Here is a 20,656-nt window from a genome sequence, read left to right as displayed (position 1 = left end):
CTCCTCTGCGAAAAAAACCCCTTATTCTGCTATTAACTTTATTTCCTCCGTTACACACCCATCGGTCCTGACGGATACCCGGATTTCGCCAGGCTCAACCCCTGCTCTGACCACCGCCAGGACATAACCATCATATAGCTTCCATGTATGATTATCATAACTGTTATCCGTTGCCGGATCGGCGCTGCCCATGCCCTGCAATGTTCCGGCTCCTTCAACGCTCACCGTCACTTCTCTGACCGTCTGCAGATTTTGCACTCCCGCTTCGTCCTTCAATGAAATCATGAGATAAGACAGGTCGGCACCGTCTGCCTTCAGCATCGTCCGGTCTGCTTCTACATGGAGTTCCGTTGGTTCTTTTGCTGACTTTAGCATAGTCCGCTCTGCCTCGGTACCATTTCGATAATTCACTGCCTCTAATATTCCTGATTTATATGTAGTTTCAAAAGAAACATGAAAATCATGTGCTTCACCAGCACTCTTTCGCCCCAGCGACTCCCCATTCTGGAACAGCTCTACCTCATCCGCATCGGAATAAACATTGACCACCGCACCCTTTCCTTCATAACCCTTCCAGGTCCAGCTCTCCAGCTCATCCTTCCACGGCCATGCACTCTGATTTGGTTTCTCTCCATAGTGATTCACACGTTCTACCGCAATATATGGCTCCTTCCTGAGCCCATACACAATCTCCCGGAAATAACTGATCGGTCTGCGGTTACCAATGATATCTATATCGCCCATCCCCGACAGACTGATCGGCCAGTTCGCCATGAACCCCTGGCGCCCGTCATAATAGAAACAGCTGGAACCAGCTTCTCCGATATAGTCATATCCCGTCCATGTCATATCCCCTATTACATGGGAATTATTTTTCACAATGTTCCACAGCCGGACCAGATCGGAGGGTAATGTCTCGGTTCCAAGAATCACTCTATGGGGAAACAGATCATGTTCCATCTCATGCCGCGCCGTTAAGTAATTATAGCCGACCAGGTCAGTGACCGAAGCAAATTCATCCAACAGCTCTGTCACGATATGATTCGCCGCAAAAGCATCCGCCATCGGTCCTTTCATCAAGTCGGTACTGCCATTCGCCGCATCTGCCCCGGCATCCGACTGCGGCTCCTGTGCTGCCTGTGCCTGCATCTGCATCATCTCTTCCATTGTCATACCTGTAATATCACACATGATCTCTCCCATGTGATCCATACAGGATAGTAGCCCGTTTATCGCAACCGTCACATAACGGCTATCATCCAGAGTATGAAACTTCCTGGTTATCAAGCGATTTAGCTGTGCACCTTTTGCAGTCGCAGCCTCCTGGATTTCATTGCCTGAAATATACATGATAACGGAAGGATGATTATAGTCCTTTGTTACCAGGGCCTCCACATCCTCTTCCCAATGATCCGGGAACTGATTTGCATAATCGTTATTGTTTTTAGACCGCGTCCACATATCGGACAGTTCATCTAAGACCAGCATCCCCTCCCGGTCACAAGCCCGCAGCATCGCTTTGCTCATTGGATGATGAGAGCTTCTCAGACAATTAAATCCAGCTGCTTTGAGCTGCTGTACTCTTCTTTCCTCGGCACGTTCAAATGTTGCTGCTCCGATAACTCCATTGTCATGATGAATACAGGCACCGCGAAGGTTTACTTCCTCACCATTTAAACGAAATCCCTTGTTTGCACTAAGCGAAATCTTACGAATACCAAATACTTCTCTGGTTTCATCCACACAGGTATCGTCTGCTAAGACCTTTACCACACAATGATATAAGGCAGGCGTTTCCGTGCTCCACAACACCGGCTTTTCCAATTGAATCCTGGAAGCAATATGCTGTTCATCCTGACCAAATATTGTAACTGGTATCGTTACTGCTGCACATTCTTCGCCGTCCTGATTCTCCAGCATAACCACAACCTTCGTCTTTTTCCTGACCCGTTCCATATTCACCAGATCCATGCTCACTTCAACCGTTGCCAGATCCGCTTCGATTTCCGGCGTTCTGATCCGGATACTGTCTGCCTTCACATGAAGCGGTTCAGCTTCCAACAGATAAACATCCCGGTATATACCGCTGCCGGTATACCATCTGCTATTTTCTTCCGCCGAATTATTAGCAATCACAGTCATTACATTGTCTGTTCCATAGTTTAGGAAATCATCGGTGCAGACAGTAAAGCCGCGATACCCATTCGGGCAGCCGCCGGCATAATCGCCATTGATGTACACGCTCGCATGTTCATACACTCCTTCAAACTCAATGGAAATCATTTTCTCACTCCACTCAACGGGTACTTCAAATGTCTTCGTATAGATATAGCAGCCACCGGGATAAAACCCTGTCTGATGTTTATTTTTAGTATCCTCTGTCCGTTGTTCATGAATCATTGCATCATGCGGCAGCGTGAGCTTCTCCACATCTGCTGTGCTTCCCATCATGGCTGCCATCATCGGATTCTCACCCGGCTTTGCCATAATCCAGTCACGGTTCCATAGTCTTTTAATCATTCCTTCTTCCTCCTTCTGATTCACATATAATAAATTATGTTAAATATATTGATGCATATAATCACAGTCATCAGCCAGACAAACAACTGCTCGACTGTCTTGTCTTTTAATTTTTTATTAAAACTACTTCCAGCTAACCCTCCCAGAATCCCACAGCCGATCATCAAACATAACATAACTGGCGAAAAATCAGGCACACGATTCTGAACTATCGTACTAAGTATATTGGAAATCTGCGAAAACATAATGACATAAATAGAGTAGGCAGCAGCTTCCTTTGTTTTCATAGAGAATAAATAATATAATACGACCAGATTTACTGGTCCTCCACCGATTCCAAGAAACGCTGACATCATTCCCAGACACCCCCCAATGATAAAAATAATCATGCGGTGCTCTGTCCTTCTCGTAGTGATCCGGTCTTTTAAAAGCGTATAAATCAGAGTCCCTATGGTTAAGAGCATCAGCACAAAAGCCTGTTTGCTGCGACTCCGCCCGCTGCTATGATTGCAACAAAGGATTTATCAAACCGGAAGTCCTGTCTGGTTGTTAAGTTCTTATATAAAGAAACCACTGACATCGACAATACAGTACAGCCTGATAAAAACGATATCGTCGTTACATGCATCGTCCCTGTTGCATCCAGAACCAGTTTGATAATAACTCCACCGCCTATTCCGCAGATAGAGCCTGCTGCCGATGCCAGAAAGCACTCAATTACAATTATTATATAAGTCATAGCTAAGTCCTGCCTACCACTTCTGTCAGTTTCCCATAACACTGTTCAAAAAACAGCTGATATCCTTCGCAAAAGTAGTTCTCATAATAATCACTATCCGGGCTCCTATCCCTGTGCCGCTGGCAGCCGCCCTTGCAGAGCTTGTAGTGCCTGCATGCCCGGCACTTCGGATTAAGCTTACGAGATTCTTCTATAAATCCTATTTTAGTTCGATTATCTTCTATTTCTGAAAATCGATTCGTATTAAAATTTCCAACACAGTATTCATCCAGCATATAAAAATCACAGGGATATACACTTCCATCCGCTTCTATTACATTCTGTATGCCGCATGTCCCCCTCTGGTCACATGACTCAGGAATATATCCCTTTATTATGCTGATATAGTTATCAAATTGTCTGATATAAGGTGCTTTTCCCCGCTTCCAGTCCTGATACCACAGTTCAAAAAGCTCAGTCAGGAATCTCCCGTAATGTTCTGGCAGGATAGAGTACTTATTTTTACCATGCTCCTCATACAGCGGATCCAGACAGGCAATATATTGCTGATATCCCCATCCGCGTCTTTTATAGTCCTGATAGATTTCTGTAATATGCGCTGCTACGTTTTTATTAACAACTGTCAGAATATTATAATCGAGACCATGCTGATCCATGAGCCTAGCCGCATTTATAACCCGTTCATAGGTCCCATTCCCTTCTTTGTCATGGCGATATAGATCATGGGTGCTCTTTGTTCCATCTACAGACAGACCTACCAGAAAATGATGCTGTTTAAAGAATCGGCACCACGCTTCATCCATGGCGAATCCATTCGTTTGAAATGCATTATATACCTTCACACCATTGTGGTTATATTTGTTCTGGTAGTACACTGCCTTTTCAAAAAAGTCCAACCCCCGCAGCGATGGTTCTCCGCCCTGATATGCATACGAAATCAATCCGGTTGCATTTGGCATTGTTTTACGAATGACATTTTTTAGTGTCTCCTCTGCCATAAATCCATAAGACTGCCGATCCCGCTTGCTACTTTCATCACAATAGAAGCAGTAAGCACAAGTCATATTACACATCCCTGAAGCTGGTTTCATTAACACACTGATTGCCGGCATTCTCATTCCTCCCTTGTACGATACATGATATCTATAATACCTGCTCTGAAGACAGATTTAGTCTTTTATTCTTATTTCACACCCATATCTTTTCCGGTTCTCTTCTGTACCACTCTGAGCATCGACCTTACGTTCGCTCTTAATCGCTCTAAATCAATGTCACCTTTCTTTACTCCTTCTATTATTGGAGCCACATATGTATCATCTGCTGTTCCCGGTGTCATCCAGGCATTCCCAGCCTGCACCGGCTCTACCACACCAGAAGTATCATAGGCGCTCCAGTCCGTCATCACAAACCCGTCAAATCCGAACTCCCGCCGGAATATTCCCTGCAGCATCTCTTCGTCTGCCCCTGTGAAGCAGCCATTCACTGCATTATAGCCAGTCATCAGGGAATCGGGATTATGAACAGATATCGAAATCTCGAATACTTTCAGATAGATTTCCCGAAGCGCCCGCTCCGGAATCATACTTTGATTCCGCTTCCGGCTGGCTTCACAGTTATTACCAATCACATGCTTGATACAACTTGACACGCCATTCTCTTCTAACCCTTTACTCTGATGTCCAGCCATGATACCAGCCAGATAAGGATCCTCACTGAAATATTCCGGATGTCTGCCATTTAGGGGATTCCGGTGAATATTCATGGCTGGTGCCAGGATCATCTGAATATCGTGTTCTTTGGCTTCTTCTGCAATCACTGCCCCGACTTCATAAGCAAGCTTCGTATTCCATGTCGCACATACCGTATTACTGCAAGGCATACCAATATTCTTTTTCTTGACATTCACACCGTTATTCCCGTCAGCCACTACATAGTCAGGCATATCATAACCTTCCAGACGGTAAATCCTGCCTGCCTCTCCTTTTTCGTGCATTCCCCAGCCATGGGAAGCACAGACGCTGAGACGGGCTAATTCCTCTATCGACAACCGGTCAACAAAATCGTCAAATCCGGTATTCTCTTCTTTATATGATTTTCTTGCTGATTTAGGGGTAAGCTCTATTACATTCTCTTTAATTCCGGAATACAATCCCGTCGGAAAATTATTCTTCCGCTTTGAAAAGACATCCATTTCTACCGGAAGTTTCATCAGGTTTTCTGATTTATACAGCACTTCCTCTGTTCTGACCACAATAGTTCCACAGCTTGTCAGTGATTTTATGGAATTTCCGGCAAAAAACTCATAGATTCCTGCTTCCATGATCCAACTGGCCATTTCTTCACAAAAGGATGCGAGATTCTTTTTGTCGATATTGATTGCCAGTTCCTGCTTAGCCCCCGGCTCCAGGTCATCTGTCTTCACAAATCCGACCAGCCGGAGCGACGGCTGGTCCAGCCTGCCTTCCGGAATGGCAGCATAGACCTGCACCACTTCTTTTCCTTTCACTGCTCCGGTATTCTTCACTGTTACTTGTACGACTCCATCATCATGCATGACCGCTTCTATATCAAAACTTGTATACGACAGTCCAAACCCAAACGGAAATGCTACCGGCTTATCAAACGTCTCAAAGTAACGATATCCTACATAGATACCTTCTTCATACCAGGTATCTATAAAAATACCATCATCCGCCCCGAGCGGTTCCTCACCCTCTTCTGGTATATAAAAATTCCTGCTCGCCGGAATATCCTGGTAACAAATGCTCCACGTATCCGGCAATTTCCCGGATGGATTCACCCGGCCATCTAGCACTTCCACCACCGCTGTGCCACCGCACATGCCTGGGAATCCGCACCACAGAGCAGCTGTAACATCGTATGTCTCAAGCCATGAGGTATCCATCGGATAACCGGAATTGATAACAGCAATTATTTGTTTCCCACTGTTTTTTAATTCTTCCAGTGTATTTTCTTCTTCCAGCGATAAATAGAATTTCCCTTTCTCTACCGTGTTGTCAAAATTCTCTCCAGAAGGGCGACTGATTACAATGACCACAACTTCGCTATTTTCGGTGATTGTAAAATCACTGTAGTCTACAATCGCCCGAAGCAGTCCCATACTATAGCGCGGATTGATTCTTCCGGCACCTGTTGCACCGACACGAAATTCTTCCGCCCCCCTTAGACATAGTTTACTGTCCTTCGCAACTGGAAGCAGCTGCCTGTCATTTTTCAGCAACACAATCCCTTCTCTCGCTGCCTGTAATGCAACTGCGTCATGCTCTGTATAAGTATGGTCCGGCTCTGGCTTCGGCAATGTATGTACGGTGATCGTTACAGGTTCCATGATATTGCCGTCCGTATCTTTGAAACCCTCTAATAAGAGCTCGTAGTCCCTGTCATACTTCTGAAACTTACCCCGAACCGGAATGCCGCACATCTGCATTCCCCCGGCGGCAGCAATCGCTTTGATTGTTCCCTCCGGCAGCACTTCGTCTTCACATGTCACCGTGCCATATCCATCTTCTGCCATCGTTTTTGAAAATTGCACCATGACACAACCGGAGAACTTATGATCCAGCATATACATAGAACCGTCGATATCGTCAATATCATATTCTACATTTTTCTCACCCATAAGTTCTGGCTTTAAATGCTTCGGGTCTACCGGAGTATAGTCTACCTCTTTGCCATTTGCTGCATCAATTAACAATAAGTACATGGGTCTTGCTTTTTCCCCTGCTGTCTCCATCACTACTTCTAACGACAGATCTTTCATAAACGCCATCGCCGGACTGTCTTTCATACCGGGGGCAATCTTCTCAAACAACTCCATTACCGTTTCATGTTCTAATAATTCACTTAACGTATTTTTTTCTGTATACATAATGACCTCCTTTATTTAATGGGCTAAGTCTGCTCCCAGCATACTCAGCCCATTCCCCTAAATATTCACTTATTATTCTGTATCTTTTCCTGATGATTCAGATCTTTTTGCAAGTTCCGCTCTGATTTCACCCTGCTTTTTCTCCAAATCATATTTGCGTAGAACAACAAGCATGATCACACAGAGAAGTGCCGGAACAATGGAATATCCCATACGGATGGCCATCAATGCCGATGCGCTCTGTATCTCAGCGCCACTGACAAATCCTGCCATCCCCATCAGTACACCGACCAGCCCGCTGGCAACACCCTGACCTACTTTACTTGTGAATCCATTGACAGAATTCATCATCGCTTCTACTCTTACTCCCGTCTTCCATTCACCATAATCCATACACTGAATCATAAACAAACTGCCGATCATCTGAATCATACTTGCACCTGGTATCGACATCAGGATGCTTCCTAGAAGCACAAGCCCCATATTTGCACCTGCAAAGAATTTAATAACATTTCCAACGGCCGCTAATACAAGACCTAGTCTTACGAAATTCATTGCCTGCCCTTTACGTACTGCAATTGGAAAGATAACGAGCGTAAACGGTGTCACCACTCCTAACATTCCAATGAGCGACATCAGCCCAACATCACCTACTATGTACTCAAAGAAGTAGGTGCCGATTCCGGAATTCAGTGAGTTGAATAAGGCACAGAAAAATGTTGCAACTACAAACATAAACAAATATTTGTTTTTTACCATTGCCTGCAGTCCCTCTTTAAATGATACTTTATCCTTCTTCTGTACTCCAACCGACTCATCCTCTACGACTTCTTTTACGAAGATAAAGCGGAACATGCCAACAATCGTAAGCGGCACTGCAAATACGAGAATGATCTTCGTCCAGCCGCCCGGCTCTCCGCCCCATTTTGACATCAACTGGGGAAGTATGATACTTGCTACAGTAGGTACCAGCATTGCCATAATGCCTGCTACCGTCAGTGCTTTTGCCCGAAGATTATCATCCGTTGCTGACCTTGCCAGATATGTAGTTTCGGCTGCACTCAGAAAGGTGACACATACCGCCTGTATCAGTACATAGAATACAAATATCCATATCACTTTTCCCGTGGTGCCCATTGATGCGGGTGTACTGAAAAAGAATACCGACAATATCCACGTCGGAATCAAGAACAATTCATATGGTCTTGCCTTCCCGAGTTTTGTATTGGTTCTGTCAATGATATAGCCCGCCACCAGATCCGTGACTCCATCAAACAATTTACTAAGCAGAAATATCGTACCAACCAAACCTGCTGAAAGCCCAAGACTTTGTGTCGCATAAAACGTTGCCTGCATCAGCAGCAGTGAGTTAACACCAAGCGAAAACCCCCTGGTACTCCATGCGAGCGGATACATTCTGTTTTTGCGTTTTGCTTTTGTTTTCATAATCTTTTTCCTTTCTTATCCCATATATTTTCTATCGCTTGATAGTCGTATTATAGGTGCTTATGCGCAATCAAAATATCACCATTGTTACCTTTTTACTTTGTTTGTGATGAAATTATGTGATTTTCTGAATAAAGAGTCTGCTCGCAGCTTCTCCGCTTACATCAAAAAAGAGAGAACCGGAATTTTAATCCCGATCATCTCTTTCCTGTATGCCATCTTCAATTGATTACTTATACCGTAAATTCCCCACAGTAGGGAGCTTTCTCGCTGTCACCAATAAATACCTGGTAACTGCCTTTTTCCTGGCAATAAGACGCATCCTCTTCCTGATAAGAAGCGAATTGCTTTTTTGGTATCAAAAATATGATTTCCTGTTCTTCCAAAGCTCCCAGTTCCTTCGATTCTTCAAGTCCTACCAGCTCTTTTGTTGATTTTTTGAACTTATGACCGGGTTTTCCGATATAGACTTGTATCACCGCCTTACCTGATTTCTTCCCCATATTCTTAACATGGACCACACACCTCAGATTATCTCCGTCATAGCTTACCGTTTCCGGTTCAATTACAAAGAAGGCAGCACGACGGGTAACGTCTGTATTAACACTAAGTTCTGCTTCTTTTCTTGGCATATCGTCCTCCCTGTTCCGTCATTCTTCAGATACGTAATCACTATTTGGTTAGAATGTAACGTTTTTCTTATGCATATTGCGGTACTCATTCGGTGTCATATCATAGAACTCTTTAAAATTCTTACCAAAATGGCTTTGCGATGAGAAGCAGAAATATTCAGCAATCAAAGCAATGGTATAATCTGAGAATTTCAACATATTCGCCGCATGCGCGCAGCGTTCTCTCATAATATATTTCTGGATGGTAATCCCTTCTACCTGTGAGAATCTTCTGGCAAGATAACATCGGTTGATTCCAATGACTGGTGCAATATCCCCAACCTGAATTGGTTTCCTTAAATTCTTTGCAATATACTGCTTACACCGTTCAACAATGAGCACATTGCTTTTTTCTTCCTTCGCCTTCTTCACCAGTTCCGTGAACTCATACTCGGCGCGTGATGCAAGTGCATACATATCCGTTACACTTTTTGCCTTTTCCAACTTCCGCAGATAAATGTCCGCCAAACCATAAGCCTTCTCCTGATTCATGCCACCCTCAACAGCCGCTCTGGAAATCATAACAAACAAGGTAACAACCAGATACTCCGCCTGTTTTACATCATTTTCTGCAACCTTTCCGACATGCTCGAAATCTAAAGTCTCCACACCATGAATGAGTTTATTCATCGCTTCTATATCTCCGTCACGCACAATTTGTGTCAGACGGTTCTCATACTCTAAGCTATTGTGGTCCCACTCACTTTCGGATTGTTCCAGTTTATAGTGCTCCTCCTCTGCAATCGTATTCCACTGCGTGATTGATTCACTTACAGTAGCAATCTGAATCATCTCTGTAGATATCTCCTCACCGGTTTCCATTTGCATCAGAAGCGACAGTGTCTCTGCCAAAGCATTTATTTCCATGCGTTTAAGAGAAAACTCCCGCCCCAGCCGATGCTTATGTGCATACGCAAGTCTCATCGCCTCAGTGACAGGTTTTCTGGATACCGGTCCCAAAATAATCAGATGATTCTTATCGTCTCTTATAGCACCAAACAGGATATTTACATCTTCCGTTATGATAACTGGTACACGTTTTTCGCACGTATGTTTTTCCAGAAACCGGAACATCTCTGTCTGCCCGCCAACCGCAAGCTTGGTATACTCCGGATACTCAAATAACAATTCCTGTTCCATGTATACAGAAATCGGCACACCGCAGATTTTGTTAATTTTCCTTAATAGTTCTTTTTCCATAGCCGCCCCCTGACCTTACATTCCTCTTATACATATTATAAGCTGTAACGGAATTTCGTACAATCACTTTATTGACAGGGAGCCGCAAGCCATTAGAATGTGCGAGATGCCAGTGCTGCAAAATATTGAATCACCGGTCTGTTCTCTTCCGGTATCATCACATCAATTACTTTGAACATATCCGATACACTTACTTCATTCCCGGCACAATTTCGCTTAATGATATCAGCTGCTGCCATCATTGCTTCCTCTGGCATGATTTTCGCAATCGTATGATATATATTTACCGCTCCTTTTTTCCACGACAAATCAGCAAGCGACTGCGGAATCCGTTCTTTGTCTTCCTGCTCTCTCAGCTGTGCTGCATATTCCTCTTCCACATTTCCTTCTGACGGCAATCCATAGCGCTTATATCGCTCTGTCGGGCAGTCATCGTGATGCATCATATCCAGCAATGCATTGATCAGGATAGTCTCCTGTTCCGGGTCGACCAGATTATGCTCCTGTTTCGGATCATCAGGCAGATAGAATAGTTTAGTACCATAATTCGCATGGTCATTGTTAACAATATGCTCTTTTCTTTGAATCTTCATCGTTTTACACCCTTTGGTTAAGGAAAAGGGTTCCTGCAGCTCTATATCCTGCAGCTCATTTACCTGGAATCTGTTCGTCATATGTGTCGGCATCAACGTATACTCATAATATGGTTCTCTGGAAACCGGAGCTTTCATATATACCCAGTCTCCATCAGTAACATTGAGATGACCTTCATGAAAGCCGAAGAATGCGTACTCGTGAATCACCTCATTCTGCTCTACTACCTTCCTGAGCGGTTTCCCCTGCATATCTTTCGGAATCTCTACACCAAAGAATTCTAACAGAGTTGCCGGGATATCAATGGTCTGTGTCAGCTGACTTCTCCGCTCTCCGGCAATTTTATTTCCCGGGTCATACAGGAACATCGGTGTATGACTGATTTCCTCGTAGGGCGGCATCACGGATTTCGCCCACCAGCCATGCTCACCAAGCAAAAAACCATGATCGGTATTGACAATCAGCATGGTGTCCTCCCACAGATTATACTCGTCCATCCGGTCCAGCACCTTGCCAAGATAACGGTCGCACATTGTAACGAGGGCGGCGTATTGATTACGCATATGGATCACTGCATCCTCACCTTCTGTGACCATGTAATACGGCGGCCAGTCAGTCAATGATCCTTCATATCCATCCGGATACAGTTCCCGATATTCTGCCTGGGTAAAGAATGGTTCATGCGGATCAAAGGTTTCTATCTGTAAGAACCAGTTGTCTGCATCATGCAGCTTATCAATGAATTCCAGACCATCTGCAAAGGTAACTGCCTGCGGCATCTTCTCTTCACAATCGATATATTCACGATTGGCCAGATCATGATAATTCACCGGACCAGGCATCTTATTGTCATGAAATGCGTGCAGAAGTTCCTTATTCACTTTCCATTCATCCCCTTCCTGTCCCCGGCTGAAGGAATAGGAATTATAACGGGTGTGGTAAGTCGCACCGCCATCCTGCCAGTAATGATTGTGATCAGTCGACAGATGTGTGTAGATACCATGATTCTTCAATATCTCCGGCATTGAATCATCAAATGGCTCGATTGGTCCCCAACTGCGGTGTTCGAAATTGTAACGTCCCGTATGTAATTCCCGGCGCGCCGGCATACACGGAAGGCTTCCCACGTAATTGCCATCAAAGGTAGCCGCGTGTTCAGCCAGCCGGCAAAAATTTGAGGTTTTTATCCAGTCACATCCATACGGCTCCAGCATCAGCCTGTTCAGGGTATCATACATTACCATTATCGCTTTCATTTTATTCTCCATTCCGAAGCGATTTATCGCTGAGGACCGCGACCAGAATTTCAGATTCTGATCTGCGATCACAGGATTTGTGACGCTTCGGCACAAATCCTGTGTGAAAAATCAGCTATCGAGCTGATTTTTCACACTAATCACCCATTCCGCCGCTGACGCTGGCGGCACAAATAGTTATGAAAAAGGGTGTGCGTCTTCCACCACTTTTGTTATAGTTACCTTAAGAGAAGCCACACTACAAAGCACGGTGAGGAGAGTCGTAGATTACTTTTCCTAAGTTTAAAGCAGTACACTAATCAGTGTAGGTCACAACTTTCAAGCACAAATAAGTGGTGCTTCGAGCCCGCAATCTAAGAATTGTTTTAACTCTTGTTAAATGTGTGTTGTGACAGTCAATGGCTTCTCTCCATTATAGAAAGGATCTATTCTCCTCCTTCTGATGCCGGATTCGCATTACACTGTGCGATAACCATATCAATCAGCGGCACCACTTCTGCCGGAAGCATGCCCAGCACCTCCATGACCGGCTGCTCTTTCGCGAACATCAGAAACATCTCATTGCCTACCAGGTCCTTCGCATACTGGTTCAGTAATTCATAACCAACCGGATGGTCAAGAAGTTCTCCAAATTTTGTATCCACGTTATAACGTTCTTTTATAAAGCTGCTCTCAGTCTCATATTCAAAATGATAGCTTCCTGAGCCGAGTTCCTCTGCTTCCCTTTCCGGCAGTGATACAACAGCCGTTGTATTCGCCGGAATCTCAATATCAATGATGTATTTGTGATCCAGACAACGAATATCACAGGTGATTCTGCCATAGGCAGTCTCAATATATCCCTTCATATCAGGAATTCCTTTAATCAGCCGGGGCGAAATCTGTGATTTCTTATAGCCCGGCGCCGCACTTTTTATACCCAGTAAATCATGCAGTATCCAACTGCCAATAGAACCATAACTATAATGATTGAGTGAATTCATCTCGAACTTATTAAAGCTTCCATCCGGATTCACTCCATCCCACAGTTCCCACATCGTCGTACCACCGAGTTTTACACTATATAACCACGATGGGCAATCTTCCTTTAAAAAGATACTTCCGGCAACATCATGAGCACCATTCTCCGATAATACCGGGCATAAGAATGGAGTTCCGGCAAATCCGGTGGTGAGATGATTTTTATGCTGTTTCACATTGCTGATTAAAGTATCCAGTGTCTTCTCCCGGTCTTTCTCTTCCACGATATTGAAGTGCAATGCCATCGCACATCCTGTTTGTGTCTCACTGATCAGACGTCCGTTTTTCGTTATGTACTCATCACGAATTTTACCGAGTACTTCCTCATACAATGCTTCATATTGTTCCCTTTCCACCTCTCTGCCAAGTTCTTTTGCCGCTTTTACAACGAGTGAAATTGAATGGAGAAAGTAGACATTGGCGATGTAATATGGATCTGTTGCCCCCATCTTCTCAATCAGCTCTAAATTCCATATCTCTTCCGTCCGCTTCAGCATCGGGCCGCGGGGCACATCTATAGAAACCCAGTCGCCTAACTGCTGCCCTGATTTGATCAGCCCTTCTTCTCCTGCCATTCCTCTGGAATACTCCACACAGGAAACCATGCTGTCGAACTGTTTCTCCAGTACACTCTTATCTCCATAATTCTCATACAGCGTCCACGGGATAATCGTTCCGGCATCATGCCAGATAGCGATTCCCCCACCCGGTCCGAGAATATTGGGAACGGTCGTCGGAATCCCATCTCCGAGTGACTGCTCATACGTTAAATCCCGCAGCCATTTTTCAAAAAACAGCTCCACATTCCTGCACCACGCAGCAGTCGGCAGAAATATCTGCGCATCTCCCGTATAGCCGAGTCGTTCGTCTCGTTGTGGACAGTCCGTCGGAATATCCATAAAATTATCGCGCAAGGACCAGTCAATGTTCTGGTACAATCTATTTACCAACGGATTACTGCATTCAAAATCACCTGTTTTCGCTAAATCTGTATGAATCACACAGGCTGTGAATTGGCTGATATCAATATCTTCGCCCAGCCCTTCAACAGCAATATACCGAAAACCATGAGAAGTAAATTTAGGTCGGAAGGTATCTTCCGCTCCGCTGCAGATAAATGTATCGGTCGCTTTCGCAGTACGTAGATTCGTCGTGTAGAAATTATTGTTTTCATCCAGGCTCTCGGCATGGCGAAGTACTACTTTTGTACCTCTGTCCGCCTTTATACAGGCTTCTATTACGCCGTTGATATTCTGCCCAAAATCAATCACCACTTCTCCTTTTGGTGTAATGAGCAATTCCTTTGCCGCCAGCCGTTCCGTAATCCGCACCGGTTCGTTCTGCTGGGCAAGCAATAACTCTCTGGACTGCTCCATGAGCGAAACCGGTCTTTCTTCCTGTTTTGGAGTGGTATAGTCAATAACTTCACCGTGGTATAATTCACTGTAACGATGGACTCCGGTCGTGCTCGTCCAGCCTTCATCGGTTATGATGACATCCCTGATGCCGTCCTCATAGACAAGTTCTATCTGCGCCAGCAAAGCCGTCCGGTTCCCATAATGATTCCCCTGATTGAAAAATCCAAGAATCCCTTTATACCAGCCATTTCCGACGGTAAACTCAATAACATTGTTCTGCTCCACCGCTTCCGTGATATCATAAGTCTGATACTGAATCTGGGACTGATAGCTGGTCCATCCCGGTGCAAAGCATACATCGGATACTGCTTTTTCATTTAATGTAAACTCGTAAATACCCAGAGCACTCGCGTATAATCTGGCGGATACGACTTTTCCTCGCACCTGAAACTCTTTTTTAAACACTGCACAAGGCTCCAGCTCTTCCTCAAAACCGTGTGTGATCCATTCTGCCTCGATCTCGGCAGCTGTCATAAACGCAGTCTCAAAATATTCTTGTGCCCGTGCCGTTTTGCCATGATTATCAGTAACTTCAAGGCTTACCGCATAGACAGACTGTGACTCCAGTTTCTCCCCCTGATATCGGATTCCGATGCATTCTTCATTCTTGACCACTCCGGAGTCCCATACTTTTTTCTCGCCCTTTTTCACCACAAGCCGATACGAATCCTGCATGGTGTTTTCTTTTGATGACTGTATCTTCCAGGAGAATCGCGGTTTTTTCGCATCAATTCCAACCGGATTTTTTCTGTACTCAATTTTAAAATCATATATTTGCATTCTGTTTACCCTCCATATTATCTAAGACAGACTTATTTTCTTTTATATTTATTAATTGTAAAGCGCAGTAATTATTCCGGCTTTGTTATTAGCTCAAGCGGGTAATCTCCGAGTCGCTTTACCTCAAACTTATTTTTCTTAAACTCCTGATAATCAAATTCGTTCAGCTCATCGCAAGCCAGTTTGTGAAACTCATAAAAGTTTGGCCACCACTCGTAACCCGATCCCAAATCATTAGATAAATAGGCATCAACAATGTCTTTTCCCATCTGCGGCGCTACGTAAAAGGCTCCCATTGCCAGCACATTTACACCATTTCCTGTAATTGCCCGCAATGCTGCCGGCACACTTTCCACAACTCCTGAAAACACTCCCGGACACTTACTGGCTGCAATATGGATCCCCATTCCGGTTCCACAGAATAATAATGCCCGTTCATATTCTTTCTCAGCAATTTTCGCCCCCACCTTTAAACCTATCCGATGAAACATTTCCGGCTCTTCTTCATCTGCACTTTTTACACCAATATCAGTGACCTTCCACCCTTTTGTCTTTAAATGTGCGACTATCTCCTCCTTTAGCGGAAATCCCGCAAAGTCAGCACCAACCAGGATCTCTTTATCTTTAACCATTTTCATATCACTGCCTCACTTTCCTTTCTGCTGCATCAGCTTATATCTTATATTTCTAGTTTCCAGTATATTGATTGTTTGTTTTATCTCTATCACTTATGTTACTTTTTTCTCACCTGTGTATCATAAAAATGCTTTTTCATACTCTTCCCACACTTTACGTTTGCTTTGGAAGACGGATACCTCAGAACAGAAAAACAGATGGCCGATATCATCTTCAATCTACGACCATCTGTAGCATATTAGTGATGTCAGAAACATCTCCTCTTCATTTAATCTGCCCTATCACTAAATGAATCTGATAAATTTATATTTTCAGAAGTCCACCTTTGGCAATATATTTGTAAAACTTTATTCAGTTTCTATATCTGCATTGACTACCTCTTTCATCTGGGACAATTTTTTATTGGCTTTTTCAACATCCAGAACACAGTATAAAATCAGATTAATAACCGAACCAATGAGCGGCGGCAGGATATACATCATACGAATGGTAGTTAACGCACCTGATGTCTGCGTTACCGCCATACCATCAAACCCCCCCATGTCCAGAAAAATCCCATATAGCGCGCTTCCAAGCCCGGAACCGATCTTGATACCAACGGATGTACAGGAGAAGAACATACCAGTAACTCTGCGCCCGGAGCATAAATACAGATTCTCATCCGCTGCTGCCGTTAACGGCCCAAATGTTGCAGATCCGGGTAACGTACCAATTGTCCGTACGATGAGACCGATCATCAGAACTGTAACCCCCATCCAACCACCAATCAGTATCACCACACTTCCTGCAATAGAAATAAAACCGCCAATGATCAGCGACTGCTGCATACTGCTCATTTTTGCCACCAATTTTGAGACAAATGGCAGAAAAATAATAATCGGAACCGTCATTGTCATAGATAAAAACCCCATCATATTAGGATTCTCCAAAATATAGGCGGCAAAATAAACTGCACCGCCACTGCTCAACCCACTAATCATATAATTGAATACATAAATCAGAAAGATGATTATAAAATACTTATGCGTCAACAGGAGTTTCACCGACTCTCCAAAACCAACCCTGTAACTTAATTTTGAATCCTCTCCCTTTCTGTTATCCATAAATGCCGCCTGTGGAAGTTCCTTATTGACTGCCGGCAGCAACAGTGTAATAAAACCAATAACACTGAAGATTAAAGACATTGCAAACCAGCCACTCTGTCCACCGCCAAAGGCTTCCACTCCGGCATTGGTTGCAAAACTAAAGACCAGTACACCGACCATCGCAAAAATCATTCGAAAAGAGTATAGACTGACCTGCTCCTGGGGATCCTTTGTGATTAGTGCAATCATTGAAGCATACGCAATATTGCTCATGGTATAGAACACTGCACTTAATAATACATAAAAAATAAAAAACCATATATACTTTGTACTTTCACTAAAAGAAGATGGAATATTAAATAGGGCAAAGGTAGCAATTGCCACCGGCAGCGCACTGACAATTACCCAGAAACGTGCCTTACCCATCTTACTCCTGGTGCGGTCGATAATCATTCCCATAATCAGATCCGATAAACCGTCCAGCATTTTAGAAATTAGAATAATAGTACCAATAACTCCGGCAGACAACCCCAATACGTTGGTACAATAAATTAGTACAAAAGAAGTTACCAACGAATAAGTAATATTACCTCCAAAATCGCCCAATCCATAGCTTAACTTCTGCCACCATTTCATATTGTTCACTTTTTCCATTTTTTCTCCTTTCAGCCGTTACTGTATTGTTCCGGTCCATGTTCGCTTAATTAACCTTTACCATATCACTGTAATAAGTTCCATCTTCACAAGATAATCGCAAACGAATCAGCCCTTCACCAGTTGGTCGTACAATCGCCAAAAGCGTGCTGTTCCATGTATCACATTCGGAATCAAAAAACTCGTCCTTTGTAAATGGAGCACCGCTAGATAGTCCGATGAGCTGACCAGGACCTTCTACTTCTGCCTGAATCCTTACTTCACTATCGGCATAATTTCCATTTCTGTCAGTTCTCGTAATGTTGAAATAAACCAGGTTCGCATATCCAGTATTAACTTCCATAACCTCCGGCTGAATATTAAGCTGCATCATACCATTTGCCGTATAAAGGGAATATCTGCCGATTTCAGTACCTGTTTCGTCATAAGCAACCGCCATCAATTCACCTGGTTCATATGAAGTCAGAACCTCCATTTTATACCTCTGTTCTTCCTGACAAATGCCCTGCCCGATTTCTTTGCCATTACAAGTCAGAACCACTTTTGCTGCATCTGCATATACTTCCACAACAACATTTTTTTCTTCATAACCCGGCCATGTCCAACATGCTCTTGAATCACTCCAGCACCATGGTGTTTTATTAGGAACCTCGCCAAAATACTGTGGCTTTTGCACCGCGATAAATGGTCCTCTTTTGACCCCGAAAGCGATCTCCCGGTAGTAACTAACCGGATTTCTTGTCCCGATAATGTCCAAATCACCGGTGCTGGCGGCACGATATGGATAATTCTTATATACCGACTGTCCGCCATAAGTGATGTGGGCAATTCCGGCCTCTCCCAGATAATCCCACGCAGCCCAGGTAAAATCACCAATCAAATACGGAAAATTCTTTACTTTAGTCCAGTTATAATCAATCTTAGGTGGATAAGTTTCACTGCCCACAATAACCCGATTAGGATAAAGCTGACCATCCAAATCATATCTGCCTTCCATATAGTTATATCCTGCGATATCTACTGCCGCATAACTCTCTTCCGTTGAGTCTCCGACAACCGGCATCTGCATAATCGTTTCCATCATCTGAACTAAATCCGTCATTGCATTATTGATATCACTTCCCTGCCCGTCTCCGTCTGCCGGTTGCTTTTGCATCATATCCTGTTCCGGTGAAATTTCATCACTCATAGCTGCAAGACCAACCAGACCATTGATACTATTAGTCGTGTAGCGATATGGATCCAGTTCTTTTATGAGACCAGCTATTTTTCTTCCCATACGTCCGCCAAAACCATAATCGATATCCGCAATTTCATTTCCTATGGAATACATGATAACCGAAGGATGATTGTAAGCATCATGAACCATGGCCATAACATCCGTTTCCCAACTGGACTGAAAACTATTAGCATAATCATCAGGCGTTTTTCCCCGCCCCCACATATCTGTCAATTCATCCATAATATACATTCCCAGCCGGTCACAAGCCTCCATCAACGCCCGACTGACCGGATGGTGAGCCATCCGAATTGCATTGAAACCAGCTTCTTTCAGTTTTTTAATTCTTCTTTCTTCCGAGACATAAAATGTCGCCATCCCAAGCGGTCCATGATCTGCATGGATACAGCCGCCCCTGAGCAGAACATTATTTCCGTTTATCCGAAGCCCTTTCTTAGCATCTAACTGCATAGTACGAATGCCAAACCACTCCTCACAGCGATCAACTTCGTTATCGCCATCACTTAATATTGTGACTGACTGATAGCGCACTGGATGGTCCGCATCCCACAACTGAGGATTGACTACCAGAAACTTCTGAACGAACTGCTCTTCCTCGCCCGGAAAAACTGTAACCGGCATCTTATTCACTGCAGCTTCATTTCCTCTGGAATCATATAACGTAGTGACCACAGTTAATGTTTTGCGTAAATAACTCTTATTCCTCACCTTAAAAACAGCTTCGACGACAGCACTGTTTTGATCTGTACTGAGCGTATGAAGACGGACCCCCTCAGGTGATATATGCATGAGTTCACCTACCAGGATATGTACCGGGCGATAAATTCCGGCACCTGCATACCATCTGGAATCCGCTCCATTTTTTAGAATGACTGAAATATTGTTCGTTTTTCCAAAACGAAGAAATGGCTTAGCCTCTACTACAAAAGGCGTATATCCATTACTATGATGAAGTACAAAATCATCATCTACCAGAACATGTGCATCACGATATGCACCCTCAAACTCAAAATAAATCCATTTATCCATCCATTCCAATGGGACCTCAAACTCTTTTCGATACTTATATGTTCCTGTCGGCCAACCACCAGATAGAGCTTCTTGTTTCTTCACATCAGCAGAAACATCTTCTGGGCACGCACGCCTCCTAAGCTCAATCGTTTTATCATGCGGCAATGTTACCTCTTTCTTGTCAGATGCAGGTGTCATTTCCATCAGCTGTGCTGTCTCTACCGTCCATCCTTCGTTAAAAGACTGTCTAATCATATCTTCTGCTCCTTTCCGTTATCATAAAACCAGATTGCAAACAACAATTCCATGCATTATAATTAATATATATCTTATATCTAATATATTGTTTTCAGGCATTTATAACAATAACAAGAACAGAAAGGTGCGTGGATTTTTGTATCAAAATCAGACTATTCTTTTAACAAAATCAAATAAAGCGCTTGCGGAACTTTTTGAATCGATGTCCTCCCGAAATTCTTCAGCTGTCATTCATAATC

At 43.8% G+C, this 20,656-nt stretch carries 13 protein-coding genes; all 13 read right to left on the bottom strand.

The window, feature by feature from the left end:
• Positions 1-21: 21 nt before the first annotated feature.
• The 13 genes from QR40_RS25415 to QR40_RS25355 all read right to left on the bottom strand — a co-directional run bounded on the left by QR40_RS25415 (position 22) and on the right by QR40_RS25355 (position 20,414).
• On the bottom strand, positions 22-2,520 hold the full coding sequence (locus QR40_RS25415; RefSeq protein WP_044297390.1) for a glycoside hydrolase family 2 protein: 2,499 nt from the start codon (positions 2,518-2,520) through the stop codon (positions 22-24).
• 20 nt (positions 2,521-2,540) lie between these two features.
• Positions 2,541-2,984, bottom strand: coding sequence for a sulfite exporter TauE/SafE family protein (locus QR40_RS32890; RefSeq protein WP_052431056.1), 444 nt, complete (start codon positions 2,982-2,984; stop codon positions 2,541-2,543).
• Positions 2,984-3,259 (bottom strand): hypothetical protein, encoded by a 276-nt coding sequence (locus tag QR40_RS32885; protein ID WP_044297389.1) that lies wholly within the window; start codon positions 3,257-3,259, stop codon positions 2,984-2,986. Before QR40_RS32885 ends, QR40_RS32890 begins: the two co-directional genes overlap by 1 nt.
• 2 nt (positions 3,260-3,261) lie before the next feature.
• A complete protein-coding gene (locus QR40_RS25400) occupies positions 3,262-4,371 on the bottom strand; it encodes an anaerobic sulfatase maturase (protein WP_044297388.1) in 1,110 nt (369 codons plus the stop codon).
• A gap of 71 nt (positions 4,372-4,442) precedes the next feature.
• The gene (locus tag QR40_RS25395) at positions 4,443-7,148 is read right to left on the bottom strand and encodes a beta-glucosidase (RefSeq protein WP_044297387.1); all 2,706 of its coding nucleotides are present in this window, start codon (positions 7,146-7,148) and stop codon (positions 4,443-4,445) included.
• Positions 7,149-7,220: 72 nt separating this feature from the next.
• Positions 7,221-8,594, bottom strand: coding sequence for an MFS transporter (locus QR40_RS25390; protein WP_044297385.1), 1,374 nt, complete (start codon positions 8,592-8,594; stop codon positions 7,221-7,223).
• Between the two features lie 233 nt (positions 8,595-8,827).
• Positions 8,828-9,226, bottom strand: a complete 399-nt coding sequence (locus QR40_RS25385) for a fibronectin type III-like domain-contianing protein (protein ID WP_044297383.1) — start codon at positions 9,224-9,226, stop codon at positions 8,828-8,830.
• 48 nt (positions 9,227-9,274) lie between these two features.
• Positions 9,275-10,465, bottom strand: coding sequence for a helix-turn-helix transcriptional regulator (locus tag QR40_RS25380; protein WP_044297381.1), 1,191 nt, complete (start codon positions 10,463-10,465; stop codon positions 9,275-9,277).
• A gap of 92 nt (positions 10,466-10,557) precedes the next feature.
• The gene (locus tag QR40_RS25375) at positions 10,558-12,315 is read right to left on the bottom strand and encodes a sulfatase (protein WP_044297380.1); all 1,758 of its coding nucleotides are present in this window, start codon (positions 12,313-12,315) and stop codon (positions 10,558-10,560) included.
• Positions 12,316-12,740: 425 nt separating this feature from the next.
• Positions 12,741-15,533, bottom strand: a complete 2,793-nt coding sequence (locus QR40_RS25370) for an alpha-L-rhamnosidase (RefSeq protein WP_044297378.1) — start codon at positions 15,531-15,533, stop codon at positions 12,741-12,743.
• Between the two features lie 71 nt (positions 15,534-15,604).
• Positions 15,605-16,171: an RpiB/LacA/LacB family sugar-phosphate isomerase gene (locus QR40_RS25365; RefSeq protein ID WP_044297376.1), complete on the bottom strand. Its 567-nt coding sequence runs from the start codon at positions 16,169-16,171 to the stop codon at positions 15,605-15,607.
• Positions 16,172-16,516: 345 nt separating this feature from the next.
• Positions 16,517-17,908: an MFS transporter gene (locus QR40_RS25360; RefSeq protein ID WP_044297375.1), complete on the bottom strand. Its 1,392-nt coding sequence runs from the start codon at positions 17,906-17,908 to the stop codon at positions 16,517-16,519.
• 46 nt (positions 17,909-17,954) lie between these two features.
• Positions 17,955-20,414 carry a glycoside hydrolase family 2 TIM barrel-domain containing protein gene (locus QR40_RS25355; RefSeq protein WP_044297373.1) on the bottom strand — a complete coding sequence of 820 codons (2,460 nt, stop codon included), beginning with the start codon at positions 20,412-20,414 and terminating at the stop codon, positions 17,955-17,957.
• Positions 20,415-20,656 lie beyond the last annotated feature (242 nt).

This window comes from Robinsoniella peoriensis (genome assembly GCF_000797495.1).
Taxonomy (GTDB): domain Bacteria; phylum Bacillota; class Clostridia; order Lachnospirales; family Lachnospiraceae; genus Robinsoniella; species Robinsoniella peoriensis.
This window is presented reverse-complemented; position numbering and strand designations above follow the sequence as displayed.

What these genes read in the sequence shown, in the direction of transcription:
- QR40_RS25400 (WP_044297388.1), bottom strand. Translation starts at nt 4,371, where the DNA reads ATGCCGGCAATCAGTGTGTTAATGAAACCAGCTTCAGGGATGTGTAAT.
- QR40_RS32885 (WP_044297389.1), bottom strand. Translation starts at nt 3,259, where the DNA reads ATGACTTATATAATAATTGTAATTGAGTGCTTTCTGGCATCGGCAGCA.
- QR40_RS32890 (WP_052431056.1), bottom strand. Translation starts at nt 2,984, where the DNA reads ATGCTCTTAACCATAGGGACTCTGATTTATACGCTTTTAAAAGACCGG.
- QR40_RS25395 (WP_044297387.1), bottom strand. Translation starts at nt 7,148, where the DNA reads ATGTATACAGAAAAAAATACGTTAAGTGAATTATTAGAACATGAAACG.
- QR40_RS25415 (WP_044297390.1), bottom strand. Translation starts at nt 2,520, where the DNA reads ATGATTAAAAGACTATGGAACCGTGACTGGATTATGGCAAAGCCGGGT.
- QR40_RS25360 (WP_044297375.1), bottom strand. Translation starts at nt 17,908, where the DNA reads ATGGAAAAAGTGAACAATATGAAATGGTGGCAGAAGTTAAGCTATGGA.
- QR40_RS25370 (WP_044297378.1), bottom strand. Translation starts at nt 15,533, where the DNA reads ATGCAAATATATGATTTTAAAATTGAGTACAGAAAAAATCCGGTTGGA.
- QR40_RS25385 (WP_044297383.1), bottom strand. Translation starts at nt 9,226, where the DNA reads ATGCCAAGAAAAGAAGCAGAACTTAGTGTTAATACAGACGTTACCCGT.
- QR40_RS25380 (WP_044297381.1), bottom strand. Translation starts at nt 10,465, where the DNA reads ATGGAAAAAGAACTATTAAGGAAAATTAACAAAATCTGCGGTGTGCCG.
- QR40_RS25375 (WP_044297380.1), bottom strand. Translation starts at nt 12,315, where the DNA reads ATGAAAGCGATAATGGTAATGTATGATACCCTGAACAGGCTGATGCTG.
- QR40_RS25390 (WP_044297385.1), bottom strand. Translation starts at nt 8,594, where the DNA reads ATGAAAACAAAAGCAAAACGCAAAAACAGAATGTATCCGCTCGCATGG.
- QR40_RS25355 (WP_044297373.1), bottom strand. Translation starts at nt 20,414, where the DNA reads ATGATTAGACAGTCTTTTAACGAAGGATGGACGGTAGAGACAGCACAG.
- QR40_RS25365 (WP_044297376.1), bottom strand. Translation starts at nt 16,171, where the DNA reads ATGAAAATGGTTAAAGATAAAGAGATCCTGGTTGGTGCTGACTTTGCG.